A 14,486-nucleotide genomic window follows, 5' to 3' on the forward strand; every position below is an offset into this window, starting at 1 on the left:
CTCGCTCGTTCATTCGACGACCTCTCCGGTCATCACGTTAACCGCTGGCTCGCCCTGCTCCTGCCGGAGCGAACGCACGATGGTCTCGGCGAGCGTCGGACCGATGCCCTTGACCTCGCACAGCGCGTCGGCGTCCGCCGCGCGGATGCGCTTGAGCGAGCCGAAGTGCGCGAGCAGCGCCTTCTGCTTGGCAGGGCCGAGCCCGGCGATGCCGTCGAGCGCGGACGTCGTCATCGACTTCGAGCGCCGCTCGCGATGGAAGGTGATCGCGAAGCGATGCGCCTCGTCGCGCACGCGCTGCAGCAGGTACAAGGCCTCACTCGTGCGCGGCAGGATGACGGGGTAGTCGTCGTCGACGAGCCACACCTCCTCGAGACGCTTCGCGAGCCCGACGACGGGGATGTCGTCGAACCCGACGTCGGCGAGGGCCCGCGCGGCGGCGTCGACCTGCGGGCGTCCGCCGTCGACGACGAGCAACTGCGGACGGTAGGCGAAGCGCTTGATGCGGCCGTTCTCGTCACGCAGGGAGGGGCCTGCGGTCGCCGCGTCCGCCGGGATCTCGCCGGTCGTCGCGGGCGCGAGGTCGGCGCTCTCCTTCGCGAGCCGGGCGAAACGCCGCGTCAGCACCTCGTGCATCGCGGCGACGTCGTCGTTGCGCAGCGTGCCGTCCTCACCCTCGATGCCGTTGACGATGAAGCGGCGGTACTCCGACTTGCGGGGCAGACCGTCCTCGAACACGACCATCGAACCGACGACGTTCGTGCCCTGCACGTGCGAGATGTCGAAGCACTCGATGCGCAGCGGCGCCTCGGGCAGCCCGAGGTTCTCCTGCAACTCCTCGAGGGCCTGCGAGCGGGCCGTCAGGTCGGACGCGCGGCTCACCTTGTGGCGCGCGAGTGCGTGCTCGGCGTTCTTCGCGACCGTCGCGGCGAGCTCGCGCTTGTCGCCGCGCTGCGGCACGCGGACGTCGACGTTGCTGCCGCGGCGTTCGCGCAGCCACGAGCTGACCGTCTCGACATCGGGCGGCAACGACGGCACGAGCACCTCGCGCGGGACGTCGTCGCGCCCCTGAAGGTCGCCGTAGACCTCGAGCAGCATGGCCTCGACGAGGTCGGCGGTGTTGACGCCGGCGTCGCTGCCCTTGTCGGTGACCCAGCCGCGCTGACCCCGGATGCGGCCGCCGCGCACGTGGAAGACCTGGACGGCTGCCTCGAGGTCGTCCTCGGCGACGCCGAAGACGTCGGCATCCGTCGCGTCGTCGAACACGACGGCCGACTTCTGCAGCACTTTCTCCAGGGCACCGAGGTCGTCGCGCAAGCGCGCCGCTTGTTCGAAGTCGAGGTCGGCGGCGGCAGCCTTCATGCGTCGCTCGATCTCCCGGGTGAAGCGCGCGGAATCGCCGGCCATGAAATCGCAGAAATCCTGGGCGATCTCACGGTGCTCGGCCTTGCTGACCTTGCCGACGCAGGGCGCGCTGCACTTGTCGATGTACCCGAGCAGACACGGGCGACCCGACGCCTCGGCGCGTCGATAGACCCCGTTGCTGCACGTGCGCATCGGGAACACGCGCATGAGTTGATCGAGCGTGTCGCGGATCGCCCACGCGTGCGTGAACGGGCCGAAGTAGCGAGTGCCGGGACGCTTGCGCCCGCGCATCACCTGCGCGCGCGGCACCGCGTCGGACATCGTCACCGCGAGGTAGGGGTAGGACTTGTCGTCGCGGTACTTGACGTTGAAGCGCGGGTCGAACTCCTTGATCCAGGCGTACTCGAGCTGCAACGCCTCGACCTCGGTGCGCACGATCGTCCACTCCACCGAGGCGGCCGTCGTCACCATCGTCCGCGTGCGCGGGTGCAACAGCCGCAGATCCTGGAAGTAGTTGCTCAGGCGCGAGCGCAGGTTCTTCGCCTTGCCGACATAGATGACGCGCCCGTCGCGGTCGCGGAAGCGGTAGACGCCGGGTTCGGTCGGGATGTCGCCCGTCTTGGGGCGGTAGGTGCGGGGGTCTGCCATCAGCCGGTCACGTGCAGCTGGCTGCCCTTGACCTCGACCTTCTTCTCGGCGAGCGGCTTGTCCGCGGGGCCGGCGAGCACGGCGCCCGTCATCGGGTCGAAGCGGCTGCCGTGGCAGGGGCAGACGATCGCCTTGTCGGTGACCTCGCCGACCTGGCAGCCCTGGTGCGGGCACACGGACGTGAACGCCTTGAAGGTGCCCTTCGTCGGCTGAGTGACGACGATGGAGTTGCCGCGGTCGACGAAGCCGCTGCCGACGCTCACCTTGCTCGCGTCGATCGCGGCGTCGACGGACTTCGTCGAGGCCTCGTCGTCGCCCCCGCCGCACGCGGCGAGCATGCCGGTGCCGGCCACGGCGATCGTCGCGGTCATCGCGCTGCGGCGGGTGAACTGTGCCTGGAGGTCGCTCATCATGCCTTCTTCCGGGTCGTCTTCTTCGCCGCACTCGGCGCGGCGCTCGTGTTCTTTGCGGTCGTCTTGCCGGCCGCGGTCTGCTTGCTCGCCGTCTTCTTCGCGGCGGTCTTCTTCATCGCCGCGCGCGGGTCGATGACGGGCTTCTGCGCCACGATCGTCGGCGTCACGCCCGCGGCTTCGAGCAGCGGACGCAGGAAGCGACCCGTGTGGCTCGCCTCGACCTGCGCGATCTGCTCTGGCGTGCCCTCGGCGACGACCTCACCGCCGCGGAAACCACCCTCGGGGCCCATGTCGATGACCCAGTCGGCGCTCTTGATGACGTCGAGGTTGTGCTCGATGACGACGACCGTGTTGCCCTTGTCGACGAGGCCCTGGATGACCTCGAGCAGCTTGCGGATGTCCTCGAAGTGCAGACCGGTCGTCGGCTCGTCGAGGACGTAGATCGTGCGGCCGGACGAGCGCTTCTGCAGCTCCGCGGCTAGCTTGACGCGCTGCGCCTCACCACCCGACAGCGTCGGCGCCGGCTGGCCGAGACGGACGTAGCCGAGACCGACGTCGACGAGCGTGCGCATGTGACGCGCGATCGCGGGCACCGCTTCGAAGAACTCCGCGGCCTCCTCGATCGGCATGTCGAGCACCTCGGCGATCGACTTGCCCTTGAAGTGCACCTCGAGCGTCTCGCGGTTGTAGCGCGCCCCGTGGCACACCTCGCACGGCACGTACACGTCGGGCAGGAAGTTCATCTCGATCTTCAGCGTGCCGTCACCCGAACATGCCTCGCAGCGTCCGCCCTTGACGTTGAAGGAGAAGCGCCCCGGCTGGTAGCCGCGGATCTTCGCCTCCTGTGTCTCTGCGAAGAGCTTGCGGATGGCGTCGAACACGCCCGTGTAGGTGGCCGGGTTGCTCCGCGGCGTGCGCCCGATGGGGCTCTGGTCGACGTGGACGACCTTGTCGAGCAGTTCGGTGCCGGTGACGCGCTTGTGGCGCCCGGCGACCTGGCGGGCGCCGTTGAGGTCGTTCGCGAGCGTCGTGTAGAGGATGTCGTTGACGAGCGTCGATTTGCCCGACCCCGACACGCCGGAGACGACGACGAGGTTGCCCAGCGGGAACGCGACGTCGATGTCCTTGAGCGTGTGCTCACGCGCTCCCTCGACGACGAGGCGGCGACCGTCCTGACCGCGACGCGTCTGCGGCACCGGGATGGACAATCGGCCGCTGAGGTAACCGCCGGTGACGGACTTCTTCTCCGCGAGCAAGCCCTTGACCGGGCCGGAGTAGACGACCTCTCCCCCGTGCTCGCCGGCACCGGGCCCGATGTCGACGATCCAGTCGGCCGTCGCGATCGTGTCCTCGTCGTGCTCGACGACGATGAGCGTGTTGCCGAGGTCGCGCAGGCGCGTCAGCGTCTCGATGAGGCGGTGGTTGTCACGTTGGTGAAGACCGATCGACGGCTCGTCGAGGACGTAGAGCACGCCGACGAGACCTGAGCCGATCTGCGTCGCGAGGCGGATGCGCTGCGCCTCGCCACCCGACAGCGTGCCGGCGGGCCGGTCGAGCGAGAGGTAGTCGAGGCCGACGTCGAGCAGGAAGCCGAGACGCGCCGCGATCTCCTTGATGACGCGCTCGGCGATCTGCCGCTCGCGCGAGGTGAAGTCGACGTCGTCGAGGAAGTGCGCGGACTCCGAGATCGGCAGCGCGCACACCTCGGCGATCGACTTGCCGCCGATCGTCACCGACAGCGACTCGGGCTTGAGGCGTGCGCCGTTGCACGTCGGGCATGGCACCTCGCGCATGTAGCCCTCGTAGCGCTCACGGCTCCACTCCGACTCCGTCTCCGTGTGGCGACGCTTGACGAACGGGATGACGCCCTCGAAGCCCGTCGAATAGGAGCGCTCACGCCCGAAACGGTTGCGGTAAGTGACGTGAACCTTGTGGTTCTTGCCCTCGAGCAGCATCGTCTTCGCCTTGGCCGGCAGGTCGCGCCACGGGGTGTCGAGGTCGAACCCGCTCTCCTTGCCGAGCGCGCCCATGACGCGGACGAAATAGTCGGCGGCACCGCTGCCCTGCGCCCACGGCAGGACCGCGCCCTCGCGCAGCGTCTTGTCCTCGTCGGGGATGATGAGGTCGGGGTCGACACGCAGCTCGGTGCCGAGACCGGTGCAGGCCGGGCAGGCACCGAACGGGCTGTTGAACGAGAACGAACGCGGCTCGATCGCGTCCATCGACAGCGCGTGGTCGTTCGGGCAGGCGAGCTTCTCCGAGTAACGGCGCTCGAGCGGCAGCTCGTCGTGCGCGTCCTCGGCGCCCTCGCGCACGACGCGTTCGATGACGACGAGGCCGTCCGCGAGGCCGAGGGCCGTCTCGACCGAGTCGGTGAGGCGCTGGCGGCCGCTGAGGTCGTCCGGCCCCTTCGCGACGAGACGGTCGACGACGACGTCGATCGTGTGCTTCTTCTGCTTCTCCAGCGTCGGCGGTTCGCTCAGCGTCACCGTCTCACCGTCGACACGGGCACGGGAGAAGCCCTTCGTCTGCAGTTCGGCGAACAGGTCGACGTACTCGCCCTTGCGGGCGCGCACGACGGGTGCAAGCACCTGGAAGCGGGTGCCAGACGGTAGCTCCTGGATCGAGTCGACGATCTGCTGCGGCGTCTGGCTGCCGACCGGCGCGCCGCAGACGGGGCAGTGCGGGCGACCGGCGCGGGCGAAGAGCAGACGGAAGTAGTCGTAGACCTCCGTGATCGTGCCCACCGTCGAGCGCGGATTGCGGTTCGTGCTCTTCTGATCGATGGAGACGGCGGGGCTGAGGCCTTCGATGAAGTCGACGTCCGGCTTGTCCATCTGACCGAGGAACTGACGCGCGTACGCCGACAGGGATTCGACGTAGCGGCGCTGGCCCTCGGCGAAGATCGTGTCGAACGCGAGGGACGACTTGCCCGAGCCGGACAGCCCGGTGAACACGACGAGCGCGTCACGCGGGATCTCGATCGAGACGTTCTTGAGGTTGTGCTCCCGTGCGCCGCGCACGAGAAGGTGATCGTGGCCGCGACGTGGGGCCACGGCGTTGCTGCTGCTTGGAATCTTCGGCACGTCCCCCATGCTAGGTGCGCGCACCGACAACCCCCGAACGGCGCGGAGAAACCCACCCCTGTGGGCACCCGGGACACGCCCACGACGACGGATCAGGCCATGGCGCCGGTCCGATTAGTCTGGGGCGCATGTCTGTGGATTTCACCCCTTCCGAGGTCAACACCACCCCGATCGAGGACTACGCCATCATCGGTGACACCGAGACGGCGGCGCTCGTCAGCCTCCGGGGGTCCATCGACTGGTTGTGTCTGCCCCGCTTCGACTCGTCGAGCTGCTTCACGGCGCTGCTCGGCACGCCGGATCACGGACGCTGGCTGCTCGGGCCCGCCGAGGAGGCCACGACGACGCGGGCGTACCGCGAGGACAGTTTCATCCTCGAGACGATCCACGAGACGGCGACCGGCAAGGTTAAGGTCACCGATCTCATGCCCGTCAGCGACGGCCGCGCAGACGTCCTGCGTCGCGTCGAGGGCCTCGAGGGTACCGTGACGATGGAGCAGGAGTGGGTCGTCCGCCTCAACTACGGCAAGGTGAAGCCGTGGGTGAGCCACCACCCGGGGCACGTGCAGGACGAGGAGGTGCTCGTCGCGATCGCCGGCCCCGACATGCTCATCTTCCGCGGCGACCGGCTTCCCGTCGGCAACGAGGGGCGTCACCGTGACCTGTTCGACGTCTCCGCCGGTGAGACGCTCGACTTCAGCATGACGTGGGTGCCGAGCTACAAGCCGATCCCGATCCCGCTCGACACCGACAAGCGCATCGCGTCGACGCTGGGGCGCTGGAACGACTGGATCGGCCACTGCACCTACGACGGGCCGCACGCCGACGTCGTGCGTCGCAGCCTGCTCGTGCTCAACCTGCTGACGGACAGCCGCCGCGGCGGCATCGTCGCGGCGCCGACGACCTCGCTGCCGGAGGACTTCGGTGGTGAACGCAACTGGGATTACCGCTACTGCTGGCTGCGCGACGCCTCGCTAGGTCTCGAGTCGCTGCTGCGCGCCGGCTACGTCGACGCGACGATCAAGTGGCGCGAGTGGCTCGTGCGTGCCCTCGCCGGTGATCCCGAGGACATGCAGATCATGTACACGATCGACGGTGGGCGCGAGCTGCCCGAGCGTGCACTCGACCATCTGCCCGGGTACGCGGATTCGCGGCCGGTGCGCGTCGGCAACGGCGCCGTCGACCAGAAGCAGACGGACGTCCTCGGCGAGGTCATGATCGCCTTTGAGCACGCGCGCGCCAAGGGTGGGTACGAGAACGAGCAGAGCTGGGCGATCCAGGCCGCGCTCGTCGACCAGCTCGCCGAGCACTGGGACGAGCCGGACAACGGTTTGTGGGAGATCCGCGGGCCGCTGCAGCACTTCACGCACTCGCGCGTCATGGTGTGGGCTGCGTTCAACGCGGCGATCGCCGCCGTCGAGAAGCACGGCCACCCGGGCGACGTCGAGCGGTGGCGCGAGGTGCGCGAGCTCGTGCGTGAGGAGATCCTCACGAAGGGTTTCAACGTGCAGAAGAACACGTTCACGCAGCACTACAACACGACCGAGGTCGACGCGTCGCTGCTGCTCATCCCGGCCGTCGGGTTCCTGCCCGCCGACGATCCTCGCGTCATCGGCACGGTGCGGGCCATCGAGAACGACCTCATGCGCGGCGGTTTCCTCCTGCGCTACCGCACCGAATCGGGCGTCGACGGCCTCGCCGGAGACGAGCACCCGTTCCTCGCCTGCTCGTTCTGGCTCGTCTCCGCGTACGCGAAGATCGGTGAGCTCGACAAGGCCGAGGAGCTGTTCGACCGGTTGTGCGACCTGCCGAACGACATCGGACTCCTCGCCGAGGAGTACGACCCCGAGGAGATGACCCAGGTCGGCAACTACCCGCAGGCCTTCAGTCACCTCACTCTCATCGGCGCCGGCTACGACCTGCATGAGGCGCAGGTCGCTGCGCGCGGGGCGAACGTCTGACGCGGTGGGAGCGGGGTTTCCTGCCCCGGCGGCCCAAAGCGACGACACTGATGACGCGGCATTCACTGCTCGCTCGCGCTGCCACGGGACCGGGCCGCCCCTGCGCGCGGCGTGGCCCGGGCCACCCGGCGCCGATACCTGTGGCGCCGGCGGCTGGGTGGGTGAGATTCTAGAGGCATGAGTTCTTACCTCTCCGATGTGAAACCGGGCGACGCGCCGTCGCGACTCGACCTGCCGGGGCTGACGATGTGGAAGCTGTCGGTTTCCGACATGCACAACAACGTGTATCTGCTGCGTGATGCGACGCCCGAGACGGGTGGTGCAGCGGTGCTCATCGACGCTGCGGCAGATGCCGGAGCCATCACTGCGATGCTCGACGAGGCGCGCGTCGATCGTCTCGATGCCGTCGTGACGACCCACAAGCACTGGGATCATCACCGCGCCCTGCCCGAGCTCGCCGAGCGTGCTGACGCGACGCTCGCCGGTCTCGAGGACGGACCGCACCTCCCGGTCGCGCCCGCGCGGACGCTGAGTGACGGTGACACGATTCAGTTCGGCGCGCAGACGCTCGTCGCGCACCACGTGCCAGGCCACACCCCCGGCAGCGTCGTCTTGTCGTGGACGCCACCCGCCGGCAGCGACGCTCTGCCTCAGCTGTGGACGGGCGACACGCTGTTTCCTGGCGGCGTCGGCGCGACGACGCATTCCGATGAGCAGTCGTTCGACGAGCTGTTCACCATGGTTCGCGATCGCATCTTCGGGCGTTTCGACGATGCCGACGTTCACCCGGGCCACGGCGACGACACGCGTCTGTCTGTCGAACGCCCGCACCTCGACGAGTGGCGCGAACGCGGTTGGTGAGCTGAGCGCCCGACATCATCGTCGCCCTTGACTGCATGGTCCCCTGACTGCACGATGCGGTCGTTGCGTGACCACCGCACCTGGATGCGTGGCGTGGGCAGGCCTGGCGACCTGGGCGCCCGACATCATCGCCGCCCTTGCCTGCACGACGCGGTCTTTGCGTGAATGACCGCACCTGGATGCGTGGCGCGGGCAGGCCTGGCGACTTGAGCGCCGACCACGACGCGGGTCTGCGGCGCGCCGCGGTGACCAACCGGATGGTCATGCCTCGACCAGGTGCGCGAACACCTCTGGTGCCTTGAGCGCCGGCGATGTCTCGTATCGCAGCCGCGGCTGAGTGACGCGCAGGCAGGGGCCGGCGTCGTCGGTGCGTCTCGTCGACTGGCGTGTCATGACGAACGAGCGGCGGGGCTGCGAACCCTCGCGGTTCGCGGCCCCGCCGGTCGCACGTGCAGGGGGATCGTCAGCCGGCGAGGGGCTTCTGACGCGGTTCGTCGCCGAGTTCGCCACGCGCTTCGGCGCGCTTCTCGAACCAGATCGTCGCGAACGGGATCACGGCGCAGAGCAGGCCGATGCCGATCGTCTTGTTCGGCCAGCTCTTCTCCTGCCACAGCTTGAGCGCGCACAGGACGTACCCGATGAACATGACGCCGTGGATGGGCCCGGCGATCTGCACTCCGACCTCAGTGGTCTTGAGCACCCACTTGAAGAACATGCCGATGAGAAGCAGACCCCAGGAAACAGCTTCGGCGAACGCGAAGATCTTGAAGATTCGAGACATGCGGCGATTCTACTGAGACGGCCTGAGTGCCGGCCGATGGAGCGTGCCTGCCAACAGCTCAGCTCGCGGGAGCGAGCGTGGTCGCGACCGTCTCCCCGCTCGGGAGAGTCGTCCAGCGGCGGCCGGTCGGTGACTCCCACGTGCAAACTCCGTCTGGCGTCATGGTCACGGCATAGCCGCCGAAGGTCTTGGCGCGGTGATGGTGGCGGCACAGGGCCTGCAGGTTGCCGACGCTCGTCGGCCCACCGTCGGCGTGCGGGACGACGTGGTCGAGGTCGCAGTTCGTCGAGACCCGGGTGCAGTGCGGGAAGCGGCAGTGCACGTCACGCTCACGGACAAGCCGCGCCACTCGCGCGCCGGGACGATACGTCGTCGAGCAACTCGCGAGCGTCGTCCACGCACCGTCAACGAGGTCGATCGTGAACGTGGTGTCGACGAGCGCCGCGACGCGCCGAACGGCTGCCGCGTCGACGTGGCCCAGGCCGGGGATGTGGGCCGCGCCCAATGTGTCCAGGGGTCGCGTGATGACGCCGATCGGCCCGGCCTCAGCGTGCTGACGGGGCCGACCAAGACCGTCCTCATCAAGACCGCCCTCGTCGAGACCGCAGTTGGGGACGGAGGCGAGCGACGCAGGGGGCTCCAGCGTTCCGAACCGCCGGTCGGAAGGCGCTGGTGGGCTCGCGTGGACGGGCACCTTGAGGTGCATGACGGTGTTGACCGTTGAGTTCGCGAAGACAAGGTCGAGCAGTGCGTCGACGCGAACGGCGCCGAGGGGTTCGGTGCCACTCCCTGCCACACTGACGTGGCTCGCGGCGCGCCACCGCGCGAGTTCGTCACGTGGATCTGGCGCATGGTCGTTGAGCGTCTGAGCGTGCGCTTCGATCGCGGCGCGGAGACGGGCAGCGTCCTCGGTGGCCATGATCAGACGCACCTCGGTGAGGGTGTCGCAATCGAGGTGGGGCGTGAACCATAGCCCGTGCTCACGACGGGGGTCGAGGGTGTCGGCCTCGGTCTGCGCCAGCCGCCTGTCGTGCAGCAGTTTGCGCGCCCGGGAGCGGGCACCGTCGACGCTGAGGTGGTGTGCTCCCCCGCTCACGAGATCCGTGAGCACCTCTGCAGCCAACTCGTCGTCGAGGTGCGCCATCTCACGCGCCAGCGTGGCGGCCACCATGGTGCGGCAGGCTCCCCGCAGCGTCAGTTCGTGCAGAGCGGGCGCGCGGTCGCGGAGCATGCGTCCGTCGACAGCGAGGCGCGACGCGGTGGCGCTCGAACACCCGAGGGCGTTCCCGAGATCATCCCCCGCGAATTCGCCTGCGGTCGGAGGGCGTTCGCAGAGCCCATAGTTCTCCTCGTCGAGGTGAGCACGCTGGGCGACCGTGTCTTCGTGTTCGACGGCGACGGCGTGAAGCACCGCGTCGGCGGCCCTCGTCACCTCCTGCGCAGCAACGGCGATGTCTTCCAGTTGTGCTTGGAGCGTGAACGTGCGCGTGTGGCGCTCATCGAAGGTTCGCGGCAACGCGTCGCCCGAGCAGGGCGCCAATGTCTCCGGGTCGGCCAGCGCCTGCTCTGCGATCGCGCGCGTCAGCAGAACCCATGCGCCCACCAGCTCGGTGGACGGCATGGCGGCGACCGTCTCGGCCGTCACTGCCAGCGTTTGATCCATGCCACTAGTTTAGTACACATGTTCGAATCTTGGTAGGGTCAAAGGGATAGTGAGTGAACCCACTGGCCGGCCCTTCCTCCGCGCCAGGGCTGCATCACGAATCACAAGAGCACCCGCCGCGTGCAACCCTGCGATCAGGCGGCGCTGGTTTGCACCCGCTTGGTCTACCGCCTGACGGCAGACGAGGTACAGGCGACTGGTGGTTGACTCATCCCATGGCCTCAGCGACGCTGCCCACGCACATTGCCGTCGTGGCACTCGTTCGGGACGCGAGGGTGCTACTCGCTCACCGCCACCCGAACCGGATGAATTATCCGGACCTGTGGGACCTGCCCGGGGGACACGTCGAACCCGGCGAGTCCGCCGAGTGCGCTGCCCGTCGCGAGTGCGTCGAAGAGCTCGGAGTGACGGTGATCGATGCAGAGCGATTTCCGATGGCCTGCAAGGATCCAGCCCTGTTGAAGCATGCGTTCTTCGCGACGCGCTGGGTAGGGAACCCCCGCAACATCGCGCCCGACGAGCACGACGACATCGGCTGGTTCGCCGAGAGCGAACTGCCCCGGTTGGCCATGGCCGATCCTGCGGGGTGTCAGGACCTCGTCAGGCTCATGCGGGCGATCAAATGACATCAGCCCCGGCGTGGCGTGACCGTATTTCGCTTGCCGGTCGGCTGCCTCGCCCATAGCGTGTCGAGCATGCCCCAACCTGCTGGCTTCGCCTTTCTCGAACGTGATGGCGTCGTTGTCATCACTCATCACGGACGCACAGCGACGACTCTTAGGGGCGCGCGTGCTGCGGACTTCTTGGAAGACGTCGAGGACGGTGACGCTCAGGAGATCATGGCGCGCCTCACCGGCAACTATCGCCGCGGCAATGAGCGTCAGGCCCGCAACCATCCTCGCAACAAGGGGCGATGACCACGCGGCGCCGAGATCCCACCCGGCGCCGCGGACGCCATCAGGGCGCTACTTCTGCGCCTCCGTCATCTGGCGCAGTTCTTTCTTGAGGTCACGTAATTCGTCGCGCAGACGCGCTGCGAGTTCGAACTGCAGCTCGGAGGCCGCCTCACTCATCTGGGCCTGCAACTCCTGGATGAGGCCCGCGAGGTCGGCGGCGCTGCTCGCCTCGCGCTTCGCGCCCGCGGCGACGTTCGCGTCGGCACTCGCCGCACCGCTGCCGCCGCGACCCTTACCACGCGACATCGAACGGCCGGAACCGAGCAGTGCGTCCGTGTCGGCGGACTCGCGCTGCAGCATGTCGGTGATGTCCGCGATCTTCTTGCGCAACGGCTGTGGGTCGATGCCCTTCTCCGTGTTGTACGCGATCTGCAGCTCACGGCGGCGCGACGTCTCGTCGATCGCCTCCTGCATCGACGGCGTCACCTTGTCGGCGTACATGTGCACCTGACCGGAGACGTTTCGCGCAGCGCGACCGATGGTCTGGATCAGGCTTCGTGCGGACCGCAGGAAGCCCTCCTTGTCGGCGTCGAGGATCGCGACGAGCGACACCTCCGGTAGGTCGAGACCCTCACGGAGCAGGTTGATGCCGACGAGGACGTCGAACTCACCCATGCGCAACTCGCGCAGCAACTCGACGCGGCGCAACGTGTCGACCTCCGAGTGCAGATAGCGCACCCGCACACCCTTGTCGAGCAGATAGTCGGTGAGATCCTCGGCCATCTTCTTCGTCAAGGTCGTGACGAGGACACGCTCGTTCTTGTCCGTCCGTGTGCGGATCTCGCCGAGCAGATCGTCGATCTGCCCCTTCGTCGGCTTGAGCACGATCTCGGGATCGACGAGACCCGTCGGGCGGATGACCTGCTCGACGTAGCCGTCGCTCTTGCTCATCTCGTAGTCGCCCGGCGTCGCCGAGAGGTACACCGTCTGCCCGATGCGCTCGAGGAACTCCTCCCACTTCAACGGCCGGTTGTCCATCGCGCTCGGCAGACGGAAACCATGGTCGACGAGGGTGCGCTTGCGCGACATGTCACCCTCGTACATCGCCCCGATCTGCGGGACCGTCTGGTGCGACTCGTCGATGACGAGGAGGAAATCCTCCGGAAAGTAGTCGAGCAGCGTGTTCGGCGCGGTACCGGGGCCACGACCGTCCATGTGACGGCTGTAGTTCTCGATGCCGGCGCACGACCCGACCTGCCGCATCATCTCGATGTCGTACGTCGTCCGCATCCGCAAGCGCTGCGCCTCGAGCATCTTGCCCTCGGCCTCGAACCGCTTGAGCTGATCGCCCAGCTCGACCTCGATGCCGGCGATGGCGCGCTCCATGCGCTCGGGCCCGGCGACGTAGTGCGTCGCCGGGAAGACGTACATCTCCGACTCCTCGTTGACGATCTCCCCCGTCAACGGGTGCAACGTGTAGAGCCGGTCGATCTCGTCGCCGAAGAACTCGATGCGGATCGCGAGCTCCTCGTACACGGGGATGATCTCGACCGTGTCGCCGCGCACGCGGAACGTGCCGCGCGTGAACGCGAGGTCGTTGCGCGTGTACTGCATCTCGACGAACCGGCGCAGCAACTCGTCGCGGTTGATCTCCTGGCCGACCTTGAGACGGGCCATCCGGTCGACGTACTCCTGCGGCGTGCCGAGACCGTAGATGCACGACACGGACGCGACGACGATGACGTCACGCCGCGTCAGCAGCGAGTTGGTCGCCGAGTGACGCAGCCGCTCGACCTCCTCGTTGATCGAGGAATCCTTCTCGATGTACGTGTCCGTCTGCGGCACGTACGCCTCGGGCTGGTAGTAGTCGTAGTAGCTGACGAAGTACTCGACGGCGTTGTGCGGCAACAACTCGCGGAACTCGTTGGCGAGCTGCGCCGCGAGCGTCTTGTTGGGCGCCAGCACGAGCGTCGGGCGCTGCACCTGCTCGATCAGCCACGCCGTCGTTGCCGACTTTCCGGTACCCGTCGCACCGAGCAGGACGATGTCCTGCTCCCCCGCCTTGACGCGCTTCGACAACTCGGCGATGGCCTTCGGCTGATCGCCGGCGGGCTCGAACTCGGATTCGACCTTGATGGGTGCGACAGAACGCTGCAGATCGGTGACTGGACGCATGCCGCAACCCTAGACCCGCCCACTGACAACCCCGGAATCCCGCGGTCCTCAGCCCTGCAAGTGCGTGCGCCACACGTCGTCGACGCGGCGACGCAACGTGTCCTCGTCCCCCGCGTTGTCGATCCACACATCGGCGACCGCGCGGCGCTGCTCGTCGCTGGCCTGACTGCGCATGCGTGCCTCGGCGACCTCACGCGGCATCCCGCGGTGCTCCTCGAGCCGCTGCAGACGCGTCTCGACGGGCGCATCGACGACGATGACGACGTCGTAGTCGCCCTCGCGCCCCAGCTCGACGAGCAACGGAATGTCGTGCACGAGCACCTGCCCCGGTTTCGCCGCGGCGAACAACTCGAGCGTGCGCGCCGCGATGAGCGGGTGCGTGATGGCTTCGAGGTCGCGCCGCGCGCCCTCGTCCGCGAAGACGATGGCCCCCAGCGCGCCGCGATCCAGCTCGCCCCGCGCCGTCAGGACGCCGTCACCGAAGCGGTCGGCGATCTGCGCGAGCCCCGCACTGCCGGGCGCGACGACCTCGCGCGCGACGGCGTCGGCGTCGACCACCAGCGCCCCGTGCTCGACGAGCAATCGGGCCACCGCAGACTTGCCCGAACCGATCCCACCCGTCAACCCGACCTTCATC

At 68.1% G+C, this 14,486-nt stretch carries 11 protein-coding genes; 4 read left to right on the forward strand and 7 right to left on the reverse strand.

The annotated features are described in order from the left end of the window. Nucleotides 1-9 precede the first annotated feature (9 nt). The 3 genes from uvrC to uvrA are packed head-to-tail and all read right to left on the reverse strand — an operon-like array spanning nt 10 to nt 5,521. Nucleotides 10-2,013 carry an excinuclease ABC subunit UvrC gene (gene uvrC / locus NQ706_RS03650; protein ID WP_038568315.1) on the reverse strand — a complete coding sequence of 668 codons (2,004 nt, stop codon included), beginning with the start codon at nt 2,011-2,013 and terminating at the stop codon, nt 10-12. Beyond that, nucleotides 2,013-2,423 (reverse strand): Rieske (2Fe-2S) protein, encoded by a 411-nt coding sequence (locus tag NQ706_RS03655; protein WP_038570930.1) that lies wholly within the window; start codon nt 2,421-2,423, stop codon nt 2,013-2,015. Before NQ706_RS03655 ends, uvrC begins: the two co-directional genes overlap by 1 nt. Further along, nucleotides 2,423-5,521, reverse strand: coding sequence for an excinuclease ABC subunit UvrA (gene uvrA, locus NQ706_RS03660; protein ID WP_038568318.1), 3,099 nt, complete (start codon nt 5,519-5,521; stop codon nt 2,423-2,425). The genes NQ706_RS03655 and uvrA overlap by 1 nt, the downstream gene beginning before the upstream one ends. 119 nt (nt 5,522-5,640) lie before the next feature. On the opposite strand from uvrA, the gene NQ706_RS03665 reads away from it, so the two are divergent. Then, nucleotides 5,641-7,473, forward strand: coding sequence for a glycoside hydrolase family 15 protein (locus NQ706_RS03665; protein ID WP_006945360.1), 1,833 nt, complete (start codon nt 5,641-5,643; stop codon nt 7,471-7,473). Nucleotides 7,474-7,650: 177 nt separating this feature from the next. Next, nucleotides 7,651-8,334: an MBL fold metallo-hydrolase gene (locus NQ706_RS03670; RefSeq protein ID WP_006945413.1), complete on the forward strand. Its 684-nt coding sequence runs from the start codon at nt 7,651-7,653 to the stop codon at nt 8,332-8,334. Nucleotides 8,335-8,797: 463 nt separating this feature from the next. On the opposite strand, the gene NQ706_RS03675 is transcribed toward NQ706_RS03670, so the two are convergent. Together NQ706_RS03675 and NQ706_RS03680 are read right to left on the reverse strand one after the other, a co-directional pair. Beyond that, entirely contained in the window at nt 8,798-9,115 is a 318-nt protein-coding gene (locus tag NQ706_RS03675; protein WP_006945470.1) for a DUF3817 domain-containing protein, read from the reverse strand. A gap of 58 nt (nt 9,116-9,173) precedes the next feature. Further along, nucleotides 9,174-10,778, reverse strand: coding sequence for an HNH endonuclease signature motif containing protein (locus NQ706_RS03680; protein WP_051805899.1), 1,605 nt, complete (start codon nt 10,776-10,778; stop codon nt 9,174-9,176). A 215-nt stretch (nt 10,779-10,993) separates the two neighbouring features. Between NQ706_RS03680 and NQ706_RS03685 the strand changes: the two genes are divergently transcribed. Beyond that, nucleotides 10,994-11,404, forward strand: coding sequence for an NUDIX hydrolase (locus NQ706_RS03685; RefSeq protein WP_038568324.1), 411 nt, complete (start codon nt 10,994-10,996; stop codon nt 11,402-11,404). A gap of 69 nt (nt 11,405-11,473) precedes the next feature. Further along, the gene (locus NQ706_RS03690) at nt 11,474-11,695 is read left to right on the forward strand and encodes a hypothetical protein (RefSeq protein WP_038570941.1); all 222 of its coding nucleotides are present in this window, start codon (nt 11,474-11,476) and stop codon (nt 11,693-11,695) included. A gap of 48 nt (nt 11,696-11,743) precedes the next feature. Here the strand turns inward: NQ706_RS03690 and uvrB are convergent, their stop codons facing one another. After that, entirely contained in the window at nt 11,744-13,849 is a 2,106-nt protein-coding gene (gene uvrB / locus NQ706_RS03695) for an excinuclease ABC subunit UvrB (protein WP_038568326.1), read from the reverse strand. Between the two features lie 48 nt (nt 13,850-13,897). Then, the gene (coaE, locus tag NQ706_RS03700; protein ID WP_006945478.1) at nt 13,898-14,485 is read right to left on the reverse strand and encodes a dephospho-CoA kinase; all 588 of its coding nucleotides are present in this window, start codon (nt 14,483-14,485) and stop codon (nt 13,898-13,900) included. Between the last annotated feature and the right edge of the window lies 1 nt (nt 14,486).

This window comes from Dermacoccus sp. BD5, assembly GCF_044878485.1.
GTDB lineage: Bacteria > Actinomycetota > Actinomycetes > Actinomycetales > Dermatophilaceae > Dermacoccus > Dermacoccus nishinomiyaensis.